The organism is Gimesia benthica (assembly GCF_009720525.1).
Taxonomy (GTDB): Bacteria; Planctomycetota; Planctomycetia; order Planctomycetales; family Planctomycetaceae; genus Gimesia; species Gimesia benthica.
This window is the reverse complement of record NZ_CP043930.1, coordinates 5,860,874-5,880,793: the sequence shown is the minus strand read 5'-3', so window position 1 is coordinate 5,880,793 and position 19,920 is coordinate 5,860,874. Positions and strand designations below refer to the sequence as shown.

At 55.0% G+C, this 19,920-nt stretch carries 13 protein-coding genes and 2 pseudogenes; 8 read left to right on the top strand and 7 right to left on the bottom strand.

From position 1 onward, the window contains the following. Positions 1–11 precede the first annotated feature (11 nt). The 4 genes and pseudogenes from F1728_RS22825 to priA all read right to left on the bottom strand — a co-directional run. The gene (locus F1728_RS22825; protein WP_155366001.1) at positions 12–1,040 is read right to left on the bottom strand and encodes a hypothetical protein; all 1,029 of its coding nucleotides are present in this window, start codon (positions 1,038–1,040) and stop codon (positions 12–14) included. Between the two features lie 190 nt (positions 1,041–1,230). Beyond that, positions 1,231–4,209, bottom strand: a complete 2,979-nt coding sequence (locus F1728_RS22820; protein WP_194242477.1) for a PQQ-dependent sugar dehydrogenase — start codon at positions 4,207–4,209, stop codon at positions 1,231–1,233. A 183-nt stretch (positions 4,210–4,392) separates the two neighbouring features. Beyond that, positions 4,393–5,163 carry a helicase-related protein gene (locus F1728_RS31815; RefSeq protein WP_261344477.1) on the bottom strand — a complete coding sequence of 257 codons (771 nt, stop codon included), beginning with the start codon at positions 5,161–5,163 and terminating at the stop codon, positions 4,393–4,395. Then, positions 5,136–6,569, bottom strand: a pseudogene (gene priA, locus F1728_RS22815) (replication restart helicase PriA); the annotation flags it as partial. The pseudogene priA and the gene F1728_RS31815, both read right to left, overlap by 28 nt. Before the next feature lie 332 nt (positions 6,570–6,901). Here priA and nadD point away from each other — a divergent pair. The 7 genes and pseudogenes from nadD (at position 6,902) to F1728_RS22785 (ending at position 13,639) form a co-directional block, all read left to right on the top strand. Continuing rightward, the gene (gene nadD / locus F1728_RS22810; RefSeq protein ID WP_155365999.1) at positions 6,902–7,504 is read left to right on the top strand and encodes a nicotinate-nucleotide adenylyltransferase; all 603 of its coding nucleotides are present in this window, start codon (positions 6,902–6,904) and stop codon (positions 7,502–7,504) included. Between the two features lie 360 nt (positions 7,505–7,864). Next, a pseudogene (locus tag F1728_RS32845) lies at positions 7,865–8,388 on the top strand (iron-containing alcohol dehydrogenase); the annotation flags it as partial. Positions 8,389–8,391: 3 nt separating this feature from the next. Beyond that, positions 8,392–9,063: an iron-containing alcohol dehydrogenase gene (locus tag F1728_RS32840; RefSeq protein ID WP_449267415.1), complete on the top strand. Its 672-nt coding sequence runs from the start codon at positions 8,392–8,394 to the stop codon at positions 9,061–9,063. Then, positions 9,051–10,292: an outer membrane protein assembly factor BamB family protein gene (locus F1728_RS22800; RefSeq protein WP_155365998.1), complete on the top strand. Its 1,242-nt coding sequence runs from the start codon at positions 9,051–9,053 to the stop codon at positions 10,290–10,292. Before F1728_RS32840 ends, F1728_RS22800 begins: the two co-directional genes overlap by 13 nt. 84 nt (positions 10,293–10,376) lie before the next feature. Beyond that, positions 10,377–11,687 carry a coproporphyrinogen-III oxidase family protein gene (locus F1728_RS22795; RefSeq protein ID WP_145189304.1) on the top strand — a complete coding sequence of 437 codons (1,311 nt, stop codon included), beginning with the start codon at positions 10,377–10,379 and terminating at the stop codon, positions 11,685–11,687. A 67-nt stretch (positions 11,688–11,754) separates the two neighbouring features. Further along, positions 11,755–12,291, top strand: coding sequence for a hypothetical protein (locus F1728_RS22790; protein ID WP_145189307.1), 537 nt, complete (start codon positions 11,755–11,757; stop codon positions 12,289–12,291). Between the two features lie 55 nt (positions 12,292–12,346). Further along, entirely contained in the window at positions 12,347–13,639 is a 1,293-nt protein-coding gene (locus F1728_RS22785; RefSeq protein WP_155365997.1) for an NAD(P)/FAD-dependent oxidoreductase, read from the top strand. Positions 13,640–14,553: 914 nt separating this feature from the next. Here F1728_RS22785 and F1728_RS22780 read toward each other — a convergent pair. From F1728_RS22780 to F1728_RS22770, 3 genes are all read right to left on the bottom strand, one after another. Further along, positions 14,554–15,405 (bottom strand): 3-keto-disaccharide hydrolase, encoded by an 852-nt coding sequence (locus F1728_RS22780; RefSeq protein WP_155365996.1) that lies wholly within the window; start codon positions 15,403–15,405, stop codon positions 14,554–14,556. Between the two features lie 267 nt (positions 15,406–15,672). Continuing rightward, on the bottom strand, positions 15,673–16,683 hold the full coding sequence (folE2, locus tag F1728_RS22775; protein ID WP_155365995.1) for a GTP cyclohydrolase FolE2: 1,011 nt from the start codon (positions 16,681–16,683) through the stop codon (positions 15,673–15,675). Between the two features lie 338 nt (positions 16,684–17,021). After that, the gene (locus F1728_RS22770; protein ID WP_187781930.1) at positions 17,022–18,041 is read right to left on the bottom strand and encodes a tetratricopeptide repeat protein; all 1,020 of its coding nucleotides are present in this window, start codon (positions 18,039–18,041) and stop codon (positions 17,022–17,024) included. A 669-nt stretch (positions 18,042–18,710) separates the two neighbouring features. On the opposite strand from F1728_RS22770, the gene F1728_RS22765 reads away from it, so the two are divergent. Next, positions 18,711–19,913, top strand: a complete 1,203-nt coding sequence (locus tag F1728_RS22765; RefSeq protein ID WP_155365993.1) for a hypothetical protein — start codon at positions 18,711–18,713, stop codon at positions 19,911–19,913. Positions 19,914–19,920: the final 7 nt, after the last annotated feature.

The window sequence follows — 19,920 nt, the reverse complement described above, 5'->3', positions numbered from 1 at the left end:
TCACGCGAGACTCAATGCCCCTGGTATTCCTGAGTCACCTGGACCGTGTATTTGCCAGGGAACTTCGTCCAGCCATTCTCCATCTGGCTCCCCAGAATTTCGAACTGCAGTGTTCCTTTCGGCACCAGGAAGTACAGCCCCCCGTCATAGTCATCATGCACGCAGGGAAAAACCCGATTATTAACGCGGGCTTCCATATGATAACCCAGTCCGCCGATCAACGAGTTCAACCCGATTGTGTTTCGATAGTTGATCAGGTCCGGCATCGGTCCGCCTTCCTGCAGGAAGCGATTCCAGTCCGTATAAAAAGCCGCGAGCTGACTCTGCAATTCTGTGTAACGTGGCTGATCGAGTTGCGTGCCATGCTGCTTGATGTATTCCAGCAGCGCCGGATCGCCCGTTAAATCGACGCGAACGATTTCCGTTTTCGCGCCCGGCTTCAGACGAACTTTCAAACCACCCTGTTCCGGACCAAAGAACGTCATCTCCATCAGATCGCTCTGTACCCGACGCGGCGTCTCTTTGAAACTGTTATTCACCGCCTGGATCACATCCTCAGACAGTCCCAGATCCGATGTTTTCTGCAGTTGCTCCAGGCTCGCATCTTCCGGACTCAGCCGGGCTCCGACAAGATTCCCTTCCAGCCGTGGACCATAGGTGTAATAGAAATAGCCGGCTGAGCCGAGCATCAGCCCGAAGCAGAGAATGATCAGTAGAATGGGCCCCACGTTCGACCTGCGTCGTTTCCGCAGATACTGGGCTGTCGCCGTCGATAAAGGTCGTTGTTGAACCGCAACCGAATCACCTGCCGGTGGTGCGGCTTCCTGTGATGCTCCAGCCGGTGCATCCATAGCGGGGGCCTGCGTTTGAGAAACCGCCTGCGTTTCCTGGGCGGCAGGGGCAGCCTGCTCGCTCATGGCGAATGGATTGGGAATCACAAGCTTCGTGCCGCAACGGGGGCAATCCCCCTGTTTGCCTGCGGAAGCATCGGGAACTTTTAACGTGGAAGTACAGTACGGACAATCAAATTGTATTGCCATGTCTCAACTCAATATTATGTCTGGGTTTATAGAATCGGGACGAACGGGGAAGGCGTTCGTTCTTCCGTCTGATTGAGGCGCAAACGTTGGGTGGGAACTCAGGAGCGTCAATTCCAATTATAAGGATATTCAGCCCAAAGACCAGACTGTTTTCCAGCAGGAAACCGCATTCGTGAGGGGCGAGAACCGGTTATTTCAATGATTCGAGATATGCCAGCAGATGAGCGGCCTGCTCGGCTGTCAGGTCGCGGAGCAACTGATCGGGCATCAACGATTTCTTCTGCATCACCACAGTTTCCACATCCTGAACCGGGATCTCCACAAGTTCGTTTTTGGCATCTTTCAACACCACGCCCACATCGTCTCTACGGACCAGCAGACCACTGACCACCTTGCCCGAACGCAGCTCGACCACGCAGGTAAAATATTTCTCATCGATTTTTTTCGATGGTTCAATAATATTCTCCAGCAGCTCCTGCCGTGAAAGTTTCTTGCCAATCTGGGTCAGGTCAGGGCCGAGCTCTTTTCCATGCTGATGCACACGATGACAATTCCGGCACTGCAGTCCCGCCATCTCCATGAACAGTCGCTTCCCTTCCCGCGAATCGCCCGGCAATGAAAGCAGCGCCCGATGGTCGATGTTCTGCCCCAGCCGTTTAACCCGCTGATCCTCAGGCAGAAATCGTTCGAACAGATCGCGTACCAGTGGATTCCCCCCCTGCGTCGCCAATCGTACGATCTGATTCTGCGTGTCCTCCGACATCGGTTTCCGATCCAGGGCACTCAACAGCAGCAGCCCTCCGCTGGTATTTTCGAGGACTTCCTGCAGTTTCTGTCCGGAAAACTCCTGGTCTTCAATCTGTACCGCGTCCTCCAACAGGTGGACCTGACGGTTCCGCTGTCGCGAAATTTCGAACTGCAACTCATGCGGACGCGTAGGCAGTCGTTCGATCCATTCCTGAATTAACCGGGTCCCTTCGACATCAACAATCGATGAGCCCGAATACGGCATCCGCCCTTTTCCCAGTTTGCTCATGCGATACAGTAACACCGATCGGTATGGATCGCCCGGAGCAATCACTTCTGCTCCGAGAATCTCAAACTTCCCCTGGGTGGGTGTCACTCCTACCGCTTTCATCGCTTCCAGATCGAAAGAGGCATCGAGTTCAATCGTTGATCCGCCTCCGCCGTTATTGCGATGACAGTGTCTGCAGTTCGCATGCAGGTAAGAACGAGCCCGCAGGTTCAACGCTGCCGCGGTGTTGTGTGGATCCACCAGATAATGTGCCCTGGTCCCCTTTGATTCATTCCATACCGATTCAGGCAGCACCTTGATGTGCGCCAGAGCCCGCAACTGATTGTCGACGATATCACCAAATTTGCGTTCCCGATTCAGTTGTGCTTCTTCGAAGGAAAGCACTGACAGATAATTCTGGTAGGGTGTATGACATACCGCACACTCCGCCCGACTGGAAACCCGCCACTCGTAGTTCAGTTTTCCGTCAGGATGCCCCGCATCAGTAATCTCCAGCTTGATACTGTCACCCTCAGAGGGAACGAGCGTCGCGTCGGTCTGATCCTCATTCCAGCGGTAAGAATATCCCTGCCAGCGAGCCCCGTTGAAGTGTAATAACTGTGTTTCGAGCCGCAGGGCCGTCTGCGGATTCCCCCGCTCGGTCTCCAGCGAAATGGTTTTCACCAGCACCGTATCTTTGGGGAAATTCCAGAACCGTTTCTGCACGACTTCAATCGTGGTATCAGGAGGCAAGGCGATGAAGCGTTCTGAGGTCGCGTAGTCAGCCCAGGCAGGTGCATTGATTTCGTACGGAATCACGCCCGCGGCCACCTGATGTTTTTCGGTTGATTCGAATAAACCGGTCTGGCTCAATCGGGTCGGGAAATCCGGATTATGGTCGGATTCCTTGATCGGTGCCAGCCGATGAAAGGCGCCTCCTTCAATGTCAACGATGTAAACTTCGCCCGCATCATCGATGGCAAAGGCGGTTACTTTCAACGTCGAGTTCGCCAGCTCCTGATGCCAGTTGACCCGCTGATTTTCATAACGCAACCCCCAGAGTTTTCCCGTGGAATAGTCGCCGTAGATGTAAGTATCTTTCAGATCCGGCAGGCGCGTGCCTCCATAAAAGTAGCCCCCTGTAATCGAACGGGCTTCGCGATGCGAATGGGCAATCGTGGGTGGCAGAATGGGCGTCGGTCCCAGCTGATTCCCCGGCTTGACCGGCTGGCGGCCTTCTTTGATACTCCAGCCATAGTTTCCACCCTTTTCAACGCGATACACGAGTTCCCACAGTTCCCAGCCGACATCGCCCACCCATAAATCGCCACTCTTCGGGTCGAAGCACATCTTCCACGGATTACGAAAGCCGAACGCCCAGATTTCAGGCCGCACGTTCGGCAGTTTTACGAACGGATTATCCGCGGGAATCGTATAAGGCAGATCCTGACTGCGTTGATCGACGTCGATTCGCAGCACACAGGAGAGCAGGTTGCTCACATCCTGTCCGGCATTATGAATGTCCGGCGGTGAAGCGGGCCCGCCATCACCAGTTGAGATATAAAGATAGCCATCCGGTCCAAACCGCAGGCAGCCACCGTTGTGTCCGCCCGACAGCCACTCGATCAAAGTCTCTTCCGATTCCGGATCGCAGTGCAGCCGATTCGCCTCCTGTACCTTAAACCGCGAGACACGCGTCCCTTCGGGCAGGCCTGGCTTCAAAACGTAGCAGATATAAACATATCCGTTTTCTTCAAAGCGGGGATGAAACGCCATCCCGTAAATTTCATTCAGTTCGGGGACATGTTGCTTGAGATCCAGAAAGAGTTCGGTTTCGGAAGTCCCCTGATCCTGGTAATCGAAGGAAAAGATCTTCCCCTTGCGCTCGGCAACAAAAAAGCGTTTCATACCTGGCGCGGTCGCGACCACCAGGGGTTGATTGAATTTCAACTGGGGAAAGGCCCGCTCGGTTTCGTAAGGCAATGCGGGATCGGGGCTCCCCTGCACCTTTGAAGTCGTCCAGGGAATCCGTTTCTCGATCCCGTACTGGGCATCCTGCGCCTGCAGACGTCCCTGCAGGCAAAAGAGTCCCGTCAGGACCAGTGACCAGACTAACCAGACTCGGGAATTAGACTTTTTTCCAGGGGCCTTCATGCAGAGCAGTCCTCTTCTTCTGTGAGAGATGCAGGAGCCCGTCTTCGCCCCCGCTGAATGGATCCTTCGTCGCATCCTCTGATACTATTCAACCTGCTGTCCCCACCGAATGCAATTCCGAATGCCGCTTCGCGCTGCGGAACACGGATCTTTTCCACACGGTTCTCAAATGTGAACCAGCGGTTACCGCATGTTAACCGGATCCACATCGATGATATATTCGATCCCCTTTTCCCGAGGCAGTTTGGGATCCACTTCCCGCCACAGTTGCAGAATCTCTTCCACATTCACCGCAGCCAGCTGGAAGTGGTAGCGAAAATATTTCTTCAACCTGATGATCGGCGCCGGGGCCGGGCCCAGAATTTGCACACTCAGTTTCCGTTCTTCTGCGGCATCATGGAGAATCTCGGCAATCTGTCGGGCGAACTTTTCCACATGCTCTTCGTGGGGACCACGCAGAATCACCCGGGCGTAATGCGAAAAAGGAGGCGCGAGCATCTCTTTACGGTGCCCCAGTTCCAGACGGGCAAACCCCAGGAAGTCATGCTCCGCGGCTTTCACGATGGCGGGCTCGGCCGGCGAAGTTGTCTGCACAAACACACGTCCCCCCTGCATGCCCCGCCCCGTACGTCCGGCGACCTGCGCAATCAACTGAAACGTCCGCTCCGAGGCAAACAGATCGGGTTGATGCAGCATCGTATCCGCGTCGATCACGCCCACCAGCGTTACGTTCGGGAAGTCGAGCCCTTTCGCAATCATCTGTGTTCCCAACAGGATATCGACCTCACCCGCAGCGAAGGCATTAAGCACCTTCGCATGACTGCCGACACCCCGCATGGTATCGCTGTCCATTCGCTTGCAGGTGTAATTGGGAAACTTCGCTTTGACCTCTTCCTCCAGTCGTTGTGTCCCGTTCCCACATACCGCAGTCCCGGTGCCCCACAACTGGGACATTGCGTTGGCGGTTTACTGGAAAAATCACAGCTGTGACAGACCGCGAGGCTCTTATCCCGATGCCAGGTCAGTGAGATCTCACAGTGCGGGCATTTCACAGAGTTCCCACACCCCTTGCACCACAGTGCCGGCGAATAGCCGCGGAGATTCAGGAACAGAATCACCTGCCCACCCGCTTCGAGAGCGTGCTGCATACCCGTGAAGAGCACACGCCCGAGCGATTCGTTTCGTCTGACCTGCACATCATTGCGAACATCGATGATGTTCACACCGGGCATTGGCAGATTATTCACTCGCTTGGGCATCGAGATCAGCGTGTCTTTCTTCTCAATGACCCGCAACCAGGAATTCAACGTGGGTGTCGCCGATCCCAGAATTAAAGGAACATTCTCAAGTTCGGAACGTTTTCGTGCCACTTCGCGGGCATGATAACGGGGCGCTGTCTCCTGCTTGAAACTGGTCTCGTGCTCTTCATCAATGATGATCAGCCCCAGATGTGGTGCGGGAGCGAACACGGCACTCCGGGCTCCCACAATCACCTGCACCTTACCGGCCGCGATATTCTGCCAGTGGTAATGACGGTCGCTGTCGCTCAAATGACTGTGCAGCACCGCCACCGAATCGAAACGGGAGCGAAACCGCTGAATGGCCTGCGGGGTCAGACTGATTTCGGGAACCAGGACAATCGCCTGCTGACCGTAACTGACGACTTCGCGGATCGCCTGGATATAAACTTCGGTCTTACCACTGCCTGTCACGCCCTGCAGGACGAACGTTTCGCTCCGCTGCCCCCGGATCGCGGACAGAATCTGATCCAGCGCCATCCGCTGATCCCGGTTCAGTTGCAGATCGTCCTGCTTGGTGATGTGTGCGTAAGCCGCATCGTCGCCATTTTCGAAATGCTGTACCCGTTTCTGATGACTGCGAATCAACGTCTTCTTTTTCAGAGTCTGAACCGGGCCAGAACCACAGCCGGCGGCGGCCATGATTTGATCCATCGTCAGTGGCTGGTCGGCAGATTTGAGTGTATCGTAGACGGCCCGCTGTTTGGCCGGCAGCCGTTCGACTTCTTCTGGAATGTTTCTCCCCTGTACTGCACGCGGATCGGTCAGTTCAAACACCGAAATCATCCGGGTGCCCGCCTGATTCTTGACACCGGCAGGAACCACACAGTCCAGCACCTGCCCCCAGCTGCACAGGTAGCGGTCGGCAATCCAGCGGGTCAGCTTCAGCATCTTGGCGCTGAACAAGGGGCGGCTGTCCAGAATGGCATCGACCGACTTCAGACGCACACTGGGCTGATCTTCATCCGCCGGTCCCACGCCGACACAATAGCCGGGGGAAAGTTGATTACCCCGACCAAAGGGGACCTGCACCCGATGTCCGGGCTTGAGTAATGGGCGCATCGGCTCCGGCACCAGGTAATGAAACACGCGGTCCACCGGTCGATTCAGAACGATTTGTGCCAGATACAGATTCTGTGAATTCCGCTCCCAGGGCATCGGGTTTTCGGGGAGCTCTTCATCTTCAAACAGGCTCTGTTGCTTCGGTTTACTCATACAGCCAGCAGGATATACTAGGGAAAAGGTCAAATCGTTTTGTAACTCTTTGACAGCAGTAACTCAACAAACAAACTCGACTATCGAGCATTCGATACAAAAGATTCTTTCAGTGATGCCCCCTGCTCACTCAGCTCCTCTGCTGAAAGCCTCCGCTGATAGATAGAAATGATTCACAGATGCGTATTGGAATTTTTGGAGGAACCTTCGATCCCATCCATAACGGTCACCTGCTCCTCGCTGAACAGTGCCGCGAACAGGCTGCCCTGGATGAAGTCTGGCTGATCCCCGCCGGTTCTCCCCCACACAAGGAAACAACCGGCATCACAGCCGGGAAACAGCGTCGCGAAATGCTGGAGTTCGCGATCGCCGGCAACCCCAGCTTCGTCATTCAGGATCTCGAACTGCACCGCGACGGTCCCAGCTACACAGTCGATACGCTACAACAACTCAAGGAATCCCACCCCACAAACGACTTTTTCCTGATCATCGGAGCCGACTCTGTTCGCGACTTCCATACCTGGCGCGAGCCGGAAGCGATTCTGGAGCAGGCACACCTGATCGGCGTCAATCGCCCTAACATTAGTTTACCAGACCTCGGCAATCTGACAGACAAGCTCGGCGAGACGGTCATCACCAAAATCTCCTGGGTCACCATGCCCGGCATCGATCTCTCCTCTACCGACATCCGTCAGCGGGTTCGCGAAAACAAAAGTGTCCGCTACATGACCCCGCGGGCCGTCGAAGTTTATATCCATAATAACAGGCTGTATTTAGACTGAGATTTCCCTAAACTGGGATTTAAACATCGCTTAAGACGGGCGAACCGCCTATAAATCAGTGCTGACTACTGGAAATTCCCGGTCAGTTTGATCAGAATTAGAACAGTAGACACGTACGGTGTTGAAATGGAACGATGCCAGTGAGCGCTCTACGGTGTTTATTACGGAAGGGAATGGATTACCAGCGTTGGATATTGCGCGCCCCAATCAAACCTGCCTGATTTATCTCACCAGACGAAACAGACGACTTCGCATGCCTGTCCCCGCACAGCAAAACGGATTCGAACTGGAACACCCGCCAGCGTGAATCATCATTCAGCCTGATCAACGGATCGAAAGAGTAAGGAAAACCTCGGCGTCATGGATTCGAAATCTTCAACCAAACTGAAAACGGATCAGGGAGAAGGAGCCTCACTTTCTGCCTTTGACTATCAGCCCCGCACCAGAATCGTCTTTGGTGGGGGAACTCTGAGCCGGTTGGGGGAACTCGCCGTCGAACAGGGCGCAAAACATGTGCTGCTGGTCACCGATAAAGGTCTCGCGGAAGCCGGACACGAAGCCCGCGGCGTCGCCTCGCTCGAACAGGCAGGCGTCAAAATCACCATCTTCGACGACGTTCACGCCAACCCTACTACCGAAGACGTCGAACGCGGACTGGCCGTCGCCCGTCAGCAACCCATCGATCTGATCGTCGGCCTCGGAGGCGGCAGCAGTATGGATTGTGCCAAGGGCATTAACTTCCTGCTCACCAACGGCGGCAAAATGGAAGACTACTGGGGAGTCGGCAAAGCCTCGAAACCAATGCTCCCCTGATCGCAGTCCCCACTACCGCCGGTACAGGCAGTGAAGCCCAGTCGTTCGCCGTCATCGCCCATCCCGAAACACACATGAAGATGGCCTGCGGCGACAAAAAGGCCGCCTGCCGAGTCGCCATCCTCGATCCCGAACTCACGCTGACCATGCCCCGCTCGGTCACCCACGTCACCGGCATCGATGCCCTGAGCCACGCACTCGAAACATACGTCACCAAACCCCGCAATGAAATCTCGCGACTCTTCAGCCGTCGCGCCTGGTCTCTGCTCGCTCATAGTTTCCCCCAGGTTCTCAATACCCCTGATGACCTCACCGCCCGCGGCAATATGCAGCTGGGAGCCCACTTCGCCGGAGCCGCCATCGAAAATTCGATGCTCGGTGCCACACACGCACTCGCGAACCCTCTCTCAGCACATTTTGGTCTCACACACGGCGTCGCCATCGGCATCATGCTCCCTCATGTAATCCGTTTCAATGCGGAACTGGTCGGCGAGCATTACTCGCAGCTCGCATCCGACATCGGTCTCTGTGACCCACACGATCCAGCGGGCCCGGGTCTGCTGGCCGAACACATCCAGTCCCTTGTTTCATTAGCCGGAGCCCCGACCACACTCACTGAATGTGAAGTCGACACCGGCCTGTTCGATCAGCTGGCCGAAGAAGCCTCCCGGCAGTGGACAGGGAACTTCAACCCCCGCCCCGTCGATCAGTCCTCTTTACGGGAATTGTATGAATGCGCGTACTAAAGCGAAATCAATCGAAACACCTCCCTTCCCGGATCGCAGCCGCAGCACTCTGTCTGTTCGCATTCAGTCTGTCTCTGTCTGCTGCTGAGAAACCCGCGGAAAACAAACCGGCCGCCAAAGCAGATGCCTCCGCGGTTCCTGCGCCACAGGCCAACCCGGAAGACTGGCCCTCGTTCCGTAACGGGAACCTGCAGCAGGGCGTCGCGAAAACCACGCTCCCCGAGAAACTCGAACTGCTCTGGGAATACCCCTCGTCCGACGGCATCGCTTCCACCGCTGCCATCGTGGGCGACAAAGTCTACATGGCCGGCCTCAACGGCTTCGTGGAATGCCTCGAACTCAAAACCGGAAAGCCGGTCTGGAAATATCGTTCGATTGAAGATCGCGACCCGAAAAAATTCGCCCCGGGTTTCAAGTCCTCGCCCCTGGTCACCGCCGACGGTGTTTACATCGGCGATGAAGACGGCGTCTTTCACGCCCTCCACCCCGCGACAGGCAAACAACTCTGGACCTTCAAAACCGACGCCGAAATCATCAGCAGCGCCAACATCACCGGCGATAAAATTCTGTTCGGCAGCTACGATAATTTCCTCTACTGCCTCAACGTCAAAGATGGTTCCCTCGCCTGGAAATTTGAGACCGACGGCTACGTGAACTGCTCCCCCGCGATTGTCGATCACTTCACCTTCGTCACCGGCTGTGACGAACAGCTCCGCGTGATCGATATTGATACCGGCAAGCAGCACAGCCAGATGCCATTGATGACCTACCTGATTGCCTCGCCTGCGATCTGGGAAGATGACCTCTACGTCGGCACCTATGCCAGCGAGATCATCGCCGTCGACTGGAAAGACTCGAAAGTCGACTGGCGTTATAAAGATCCCAAAAAAGAGTATCCCTACCACTCCTCCGCCGCCATCACCGAGACGCACGTCGTCGCCGGGGGCCGCGATAAACAGGTTCACTGCGTCGAACGCAAAACCGGAAAACCCATCTGGAAATTCATGACACGGGGACGTGTCGACAGTTCTCCGGTAATTGTCGGCGACCGCGTCTTCGTCGGTTCTTCGGATGGTAACCTGTATGAGTTCGATCTGAAAAATGGTAAGAACCTCTGGAAAAAGAACTTAGGAGACGATATCACAGCTTCCCCGGCCATTGGCCAGGGACATCTGATCATCGGCACAGAATCCCGAAATGGCGCCTTGTATTGTTTCGGAAAGAAGTGACAATAAGAAATACCCGTCAATTATCATCAAAACCGGTGGCAACATCGGTTTGCTGAACGACACAGAAAACACGTTGAGAGCATTATGGATCTGGAAACAACAGGCACTACCGAAATCGGCAGTTACTTTATCTCCAACTATCCCCCTTTTTCGCAGTGGAGGCAGGAATACGTTACCCGTATCCAGGAAGTCCTGCACCAGCCCCCCGATACCAGCATTCCCATGGGGCTCTATATCCATATCCCCTTCTGTCGTAAACGCTGTAAATTCTGCTACTTCCGCGTCTACGAAAAACAGAATGCCAAAACCATCGAACGCTACGTTCAGGCACTGCAGAACGAGTTCGAAATGCTCAGCCAGGTCGAAGCCATCAAGGGTCGCACCCTCGACTTCACCTACTTCGGAGGTGGAACTCCGTCTTACCTGAGTTCCAAACAACTCCTCTCGGTCCGCGATCGCCTCTCCAGCCTGCTCAACTGGGAAACCGCTCAGGAAGTCACCTTCGAATGCGAACCGGGAACCCTCAACCTGGAAAAAGTTAAAACCCTCAAAGAAATCGGCATCACCCGCATCTCGCTCGGCGTCGAGAGCTTCAACGACAAACTGCTCGAAGCCAACGGTCGTGCGCACCTTACCCCGGAAGTCTATAAAGCTTATGACTGGATCCAGCAGGTTGGCTTCCCCCAGGTCAACATCGACCTCATCGCCGGCATGATGGGTGAGACCGATGACAACTGGTCGGACGCCGTCGAAAAAGCCGCTGAGTTCAATCCGGATAACATCACCATCTACCAGATGGAACTCCCTCACAACACAATCATCTCCAAAGAGATGAAAGAGATGGGCATCGACTCCCCCATCGCCGACTGGAAAACCAAACGACGCTGGATGAACGAGGCCATCGAAACCCTGCAGGGTAAAGGCTACCACCTCGCCAGCGGAAACGAACTCGTCAAAAACCCCGAAACAGATCGCTTCGTCTACCGCGACAATCTGTTCCGCGGCAACGACATCATCGCCACCGGGGTCTCTTCGTTCGGTCACATGCAGGGCGTACATTATCAGAACCTCGATCGACTGGAAGACTATCTCGAAACCGTGGAAAGCGGCAAGCTTCCCGTGAACCGCGCATTGGAACCCACCGAACACCAGCGGCTCATCCGCGAATTCATCCTGCAACTCAAAGAAGGACGCGTCCGTACCCAACCCTTCATGGACAAGTTCGGCGTCAATCTCACGGAAGAATTCTCCGAAGCACTCCAGAACCAGCAGAAAGCGGGCTACCTGAATTATGATGATTCCCAGGTCGAACTGACCCGCAAAGGCATCCTGCAGGTCGACAGCCTGCTGACGGAGTATTTCGAACCGGAACACCGCATGGTAAGATACACCTAAGCAGCGGATCTCCGGATCCCTGTTCTCTCACACTGACCCTCCCCTGAATTAAAGAAGTTATGACCAAGTGAACCCACAAGACGAACTCGATGCACTTGTTAAACTGTTCCCGAACGAACAACGATTGTTCGAACGGGCCGAACACGTTTCTTCCGCGACCACTCCTGAGCCTTACAAGTCCCTGCTCGCTCATTACCACCACATGACCATCTCCATGGAGGAATATCACAAATCCCCCGTCGACGTCATCGTGCTGGATCAGAGACTCGATGAAAATGTATACAGCCGCAAAATCCTGCTCGTCAAAACAGGCACCGAACAGGTGGTCCAGTTCGGCATCGTGCGGTTCAATTTCGACTATGTCACCCAGGCCGTAAAGGACGAAATCCTCGCAGGCCAGATCCCTCTGGGACGCGTATTGATCAATCATAATGTATTACGACACGTAGACTTAGGTGCCGTCCTCCGTATCACCGCCGGACCGGGGCTCGCCAATGTCATGCACATTGAACCCGGCCAGGTAACCTATGGACGCCTGGCGACCATTTTTTGTAATCAGCAACCCGCAATTGACCTCTTGGAAGTTTCGGCTCCACTGCTATAACTCCTTAGCTCACAACACAAGACGGTCCTTTCAACTGTAGAGACAAAGGCTTTCCATGATTGATTCGAGTACAACAGAACAGCCTGAAATCGAAACCGAATATGACGTGATCATCATCGGGGCCGGCCCTGCCGGCACCGGTACAGGAGCCCTGCTCGCCGAACAGGGGCGTAAAACTCTGATCGTCGACCGTGCTCACTTCCCCCGCTTTCACGTCGGCGAATCGCTTATTCCGGAGACCTACTGGTCCCTCAAACGACTGGGGCTGATCGAACAACTCAAGCAGACCGCTTTCCCCAAAAAATTCAGCGTGCAGTTCGTCACCGATGAAGGTGTCGAAACCATGCCCTTCTACTTCCACGAATACAAAGACCACGAAAGCTCGCAGACCTGGCAGGTCCTCCGCGCCGAGTTCGATCAGATGCTCGCCGACAATGCACAGAAACAGGGAGCCACCATTCGCACCGGCACCCAGGTTCTGGATCTGCTCACCGAAGGCGAACAGGTTACCGGCGTCCGGGTGAAGTTCCCCAACCAGGAAACCCGCGAGATCAAAGCCAAACTCGTCGTCGATACCAGCGGACAGTCCGCCTTCATCGTCAACCGGCTCAAGCTCAAGCAGGCTGATCCAGTACTCCGCAAGGGAACCGTCTGGGCTCACTTCAAGAATGCCCACCGGGATGAAGGCATCGACGAAGGCGCCACCATCATCCTGCAGACCGAAGGCAAACACTCCTGGTTCTGGTATATTCCGCTCCCCGACAACGTCGTCAGCGTCGGCTGTACCGGCGATATGAACTACATGTTCGCCAAAGATCGGGGCACCAGTGAAGACATCTTCTGGCAGGAAGTCGAACGCTGCTCGGCCATCAAACGTCGCTTGGAGAATGCCCAACCCGACACCGAATTCATGACGACGAAGGATTTCTCCTACCATTCTTCGCAACCGGTTGGACCGGGTTGGATGCTCGCCGGCGACGCGCTCGGCTTCATCGATCCTGTCTACTCCAGCGGCGTCTTCCTGGCCCTCAAATCGGGTGAACTCGTCGCCGACACCATTAACGAAGCCTTCGAAGCCGACGACTTCTCCGTAGAACGACTCAGCCAGTGGTACCCCGGCTATCGCGCCGGTGTCGAGAACTTCCGTAAACTGGTTTATGCCTTCTACACCCCCGGCTTCAGTTTCGGTAGCTTCCTCAGACAATACCCGCAGTTCAAAACCAACCTCGTCGACATCCTCATCGGCGACGTCTTCAAACCCGAAGTCGCCGAGATGTTTACTGTCATGCAGGACGAAATCCCCGAACTCGCCATGACCGACGACTCCGAAGTCGCTATGAAGAAATAATTCCCCCGCCGGTCTGTCACACAACAACACAGACCGGCGTTTTTTATGCGCCTGCCATCTATCCCTGCTGATCCCGACACTGATCATATCCCCTCCCTGCGGCCCTGCTACCTGAATAAACTGAACTTGATTCACCCGCCCCGAATCGTATGCTGGTTCCCTTCTGGCTCGCGCGCGAGGCGGGTCTGCGTGCACTGGAACAGCCCGAACCACTGACGCAATTCCACCTGAATCCCCGTCGCTTTTCACCGGCTGTTCACCGAAACCCATCGCACCAGTTCGCCATGTTCTCCCTCCCCTGTTCAGGGCAGACCAGGACAAACCCCGGCCGAATAAGGACAAAATCCCGGACACACCAGGACAAAATCCGGTCACATCGGGACAAAATTCTGTCTTGTCCTCCAGCTGCCAATCACGAAGATGTATCAAACCGAGATATAAAAATAGATGTAGGGTCAGACTCATGTGTCCTACTGCCTGGCGACAATCCACGCCTTTCTGCTTCCCATGGATTCCCATATACATCCTCCCCCTGAGCGGCAAGACGCAAGCCGCAGGTAATAAAGGTCGACTCCGATCCCAGTTCCAGCCACGATCTCCCTTCCCCTCAAAATGCCGGGTGGGCCCGAATGTAATTCGGGCCGAGCGCAGCGAGCAGGAAACGGACAGTGTTGCGTTCATCAAAGTAAATCCGGTTCGACAGCGCCCCCATTCAATACAGCAATAAAGTAAACATGCAGGGACCACACCTGACCTGACCACCAGGAAACCAGCTATGATCACCAGCGCATCATACGCATATTCACCCGCCACCTGCAGATGAAAATCCGGAACCACTCACTTCTCACCAGCGCACAAAAAAAGCCCTGCTCCGGTCATCCCCAGAGCAGGGCTCAATTCACTAGTGAGTGAACTTATTTCTTGTCTTTCTTATACGCGGGTGCTTTACCCAGCGGATACAGGTCCCATTTACGAACCCACATTTCCGCCATTTCGGTCTGCACCAGCAGCTTGCCATGATCGGGCTTGGCATTGTAGCCGGCATTCACGACCACACCGTTGACCAGGTACTTGATCTTGCCGCCGTCGCAGATGACGTCCATCCGGGTCCATTCGCCGAATTCGCTTTCGACGTCGTCTTTACCACGGAAACCGACTTTGTCAGCCCAGTCAGGGTCACGGCCCCACCAGTTGATCCGGCCGGAGCTGAGGGTGATCTCTTCGCCATCTTTGTCCCAGACCTTTTCGCCGTCACGGTCTTTTTTGATCCTGGTCGTCAGCGAAGTCGGCAGTGTTTCGCCTGTCTTGGGATCTTTACCGGTCAGCACCAGGATATCGCCCACGCCACCTTCGATGATCTGGGCTTCGATGGATGCCATCCAGGTATTGCCATAACCACCGTCCGGACCATGACAGTGAATCAGCACGCCGGAATCGCGGGCACGGTCTTCCCGTTTACCCCAGGTCTTACCGCCCCATTTGAATTCGATGACCATATGGTAATCGCGGTAATCTTTCTTGGTGATCAGGCCGCCATAGCCGTCACCCAGAATGTGCAGCATGCCGTCTTTGACCGTGAAAATGTTCTTGGGATCTTCATATTCGGTTCCCCGGTTCCAGACATACAGTCCGTCCAGGTTCTTGCCGTTAAACAGATGAATCACACCATCTTTCGGCGTGACCACTTTGTCCCCTGCCTCTGCTCCCACGGTACAGACAGCAGCCAGACAGACACAGGTGATCGAGAGGAGTCGTTTCAAAACCATGTTTGCGCTTTCCTGAACTGGAGCACATTTCCAAAGCCCCGAGCCCCGGCCATGTGCTGCTCACAGCCCGCGTACGGGCCTGACAAAAGTATTTTCTTTAATAAAATTAAGTTATTGAATGCCGTGACCAGACGCAAGAAGGAAGCGCAAAAAAGTCGGCACTCTCGCGAAAATAGAAAAGCCCTCGCCACCAGCAGATATGGCTGTCTATGTAAAAAAGGCCCGCTTGCTGAGCGGGCCTGAACGCAACAGGATCATCCAGTGGAATCAGGACCGCGATCCACTCGCCACAGCCGAAGCATCGTGCGGATGCAGGCTCTCCAGGTGATTGATCTCCACGCGGAAGTCTTTCACGCCTTCGTACTCATTCAATGCCGCTTTCAGTTTGCGGGCCGCATCTTCGCAGAACATCAGGTTCGCACCATTCAGTCGCGCGAACTCCTGCTCGTCTTCGCGTTTGACTGCGGTCTGCACCGGAGTCGCAATCACCCGTTCCAGGTAATCGATCAGCGTTTCGATCGGGAAATCGTCCACTCCCTCTTCCAGTTCCACAGTCACGTCAGCATGACTGCGCTGGCTGTGAGGAACTGCCAGAATCGCGTCCGGCGTGCCCAGCCATTCGAAGATCTCATCGTGCGACAACTCGCTCCGGTCGCCGAAGGACCGTTCGAACGCCTGCTGGATCAGCTGACGTGACAGCGCGGCCGAACAGGGGCAGGCACTGGAGTAAGTCAGCTGCACCGTCAGTTGATGGCGGAATTTGCCCTGCTGGTAAGCACTCTGAATCGTCACCGGATACGCCCGCCAGCCGGCATGATCGGAAAGCAGCGCGGGTCGCCTCATCGAATGCTCGTACTTGAGGGTCAGGTAACTGTTTGAACTCATGTCGGCGTGCGTCTTGACGAAGTCCTGCAGGATCTCGTTGACCACAGGCATCGACAGTTCCGCATCTGCCAGCCGATTGTTCAGGCTCAGGAACAGACGCGACATGTGAATGCCTTTCACACGTTCGTTGTCCAGACTGACGGCGGCATCGGCCCGTGCCGGGGTCCGGAAGACTTCACCGGCGGCATCCCGCAGACGCAGCACCAGTTCGACGCCCGACATCCCCACCCGATCCAGGGTCCCCCCGATATGCGGTTCCGATTCGTTGGCAATGTCAGGTAAAACTCGAGAGATGGGTACCACACCTGCACCAGCAGAAGAAAGCGGTTGTCTGCCTTGCTCTGCAGAATCCATCTGCTTGAGGTTCAGTACATCGGATACAAATTCAAACATGCAAACGTCTTTCATCATCCAGTCTCAGGTGAAACGTCGAGTTCACTAAAGATTATTCTGTTCTTAATGGGATTCAGGTGCTGCCGATTACTATAGCAAAACCTTGCCATTATATCATTTAGTCCGCCTGATTCTTTTTTCAAGTGTCAAAATTCGATAAACGGACCTGTTTTATCGCTTTAGATGCTGATTCCTACTGATTTTACGGCGAAAACCATTTCCAGACACTCCGGGCCATTTCTCACCCCATCAACGCGGATCAGGCCGACAGTTGACGTATCACACTGAACAGGGTGCCCTCTGCCATGCATTCACAGCGTCACCCATACGCCGCCCGTCTATTGCAGTGGCAGCAGATCCGACGCTTCAGGTCCGCGCGCAGCCCACTCCCAGCCTTGAGGAGGCGTCAGGGTTTGAATGGGAATTGGCTGTGGTGCCTGGCGAATGAAGCCCGGCTGTTGCAGAGGTGTATACATAGAGGCCTGCTGGATCTGCGTAGGCTGATTCTGCTGGGTCAGAAAATGTGACAGGCGATTGGTCTCGGTATGCATCGGATTCAGGGTCAACGCCTGCGTCACGGCCGGATACACCTTCTCCATCTGGCCGTCCTGCAGACAGGCATAAGCCACGCGATACCAGTCATCGGCAGTGACATCCTTACGATTCTTTAGTGACTCCTCCAGCGAAGCGACCGAATCACTCCACCGACGGTCGGCTCCATAAGCAATCCCCAGCAGCCATTGCGCCTCGGCCCGTTGATCGATGGTCGCACTGTTGTTATGACAGATCGGCCGCAGGATTGGTGTTGCCCGGTTATGCTCGCCCATCTTGATTTCCAGCGACGCCAGCTTCAAACGGGAAACGATGTTGTAAGGATCGACCTGTAATACACGGTGATAAGTCTCGATCGCCGTCCCGTTCAGACCGGCCAGCTCTTCCAGTTCGCCCTTTAAAATCAGGGCCCGGATGTTGGTCGGATCCAGGTTCAGCCCCAGCTCCAGGTTCTTGAGCGCGTCGGTATACTGCTTCTTCTCATACAGCAGATATGACAGATCGATGTAAGGCCGGGGATCGTCGGGGTCCAGCACAGTCGTCCGCTGCAACTGCTGGATGGCTTCTTCCGAATAACCGTTGGCAATCAGAAACTCGGAGAGCTGCTGTCGCACTGCCGCATTGTTCGGGTTGTTGGCCACCGCCCGTTTCAACAGCTCCGCTGCCTGCTCCTGGCGACCACTCTCGGTCGCCACGCGAACCTGTTCCACCAGCTCCTGCGATTCCGAATCCCGCATCGCCATCTTCTGTTTCCAGGAAGAGCAACCCGGACCGGTCAGCATCAAGAGACACAACCAGCAGCACATTCCCGGGACGCACCCTCTCTGACTCAGAGACGACAACGCTCTGCCCAGTGAGAACAGGTTTTCAGAAAAGCCACGCATGAAATCCATTTCACTCGTTGACCGACGGACCAGTACATCACATCCAGTTTCGCAAACAGGAATCAGCCCATAACCCCTGCCTCGACCGGTCGCCGACTGCGCAAGTTACCATTTTCCGCCGATTCCGGGTAGAGGAACTCACCTCGAAACGGCACCGGCGCGCCGGAAAGGTTCCTCTCCGCTCACTGCTCCAGTAAGGAGGGAACCGAGATTTCGATAAGTTTTTTTCTCACATCAACTTATCCAAATCCGTTAATGCCAGACACGCTTCAGAAGACCCCTGAGCGCGTTATCTCCTACGGAACATGTTTGATCACGCAACTTTGCAGTTTAGATAAAATAGTGACATTCGCGAATCATTATAAATCATCGCGCAAAAACTTAGTTGATCCGACCCGCGTAGCGATCACAATCATTGACATCGGCACGATTGGCAGGGTACAACAGGGTAACTAAAGGATTAGCTACTCGAAACTTTCGATACAATTGGAACTTTAGAGAAACTGGCGTGATGGACTACGTCTTCTTTCGGCATGGCTTTCTGCCCCTGGTCGTGCAACAGTGTGGCTCGATTTTAAAAAGGTCGAATGGATGATGAGTCTTTCCAAAAAAGTGAATCTGAAAAAAGTGTGTCTGACGGCCGGCTGTCTGCTGGCGGTCAGTCTGGTTTCTATTCCTGAATCTTCTGCCGGGATTATTCCCTGGACCTACAACGCCATTTTTGGTCCCAGCCGCAATGGTCCGATGTACTACGGAGCCGGATATGCACCCGCTCCTTACACGACCAATTACGGCGGTTACGGCATGACGGGTTCCTGCAACAGCTGTGCCCCCAACGCCGGTTACGGTTACACCAGCTACTACGGCGGCACCAGCCGTGCTGCAGCACGTCGCAGCTCGCGCGCCGCTTATCGCTGGTACCTGATCAACAACCCGCAGGCTGTCGGCGTCAGCTACCGCAACTTTAATGGCGGCGGCAACATGTATGCGTCCACTGTCGGCTACGGTCCTGCTGCAGGCTGCTGTTCCCCTTGTGGAATGGGTGGCTGCTCAACCGGCGCCTGTGGCATGGGCGGATGCAGCACAGGCAACTGTGGCGTCTCCTATCCTCCGGCCAGTGCCAGCACACCGACTCCTGAACCCAACAATAACACCAACGGTGCCAAGGTTCCGGAACCCCGTGAAATTGAAAGCACCTCACCCAAAACCTACGCCGAAGAGCCCATGAATCCTGGCAACCCCGGCGGCAACGTGGAAGATTCCGGCTTCGGTGAACGTCGTTACGATCGTAAAACTCCCATGGATACTCCCATGCCGGGCAATGAAGCAGAAGACCTCTTCAAAGAACCGCTGAAACGGGACGCCACTGAGTCTCCCATGCCGGGCAGCAGCAATCCTCCCGCACAGCCGAATTTCGGTACCGAGCCTTCTCAGCCCGGCTTTGGCCCTGAGAAAAAATCGGACGACGATCTGTTCGGTTCTCCGGACAACAAGGCCTTCAAGCCGACTCCGGATGGCAAACTGCCCAAAACAACTATCCCGCAGAAACAGGCCGCTCCGACAACTCAGCCGGAGAAGAAAGCCCCGAAAGCGGAACAGGAAACCAACCACCTGCCTCCTCTGCGTGTGCGTCCTCTGAATCTCGATCAGAAGATCACCTGGGAGTCAGCACCACGGGCAGATCGCCTGACAATCCGTGCTCACTTCTCTGCACCAAAGATCGCCAAGCAGGATGTTCCTTCGAACTCAGGCTGGTATGCCATCGATGACACCGCCAAAGTTGCCAGCAACTAACACCGGC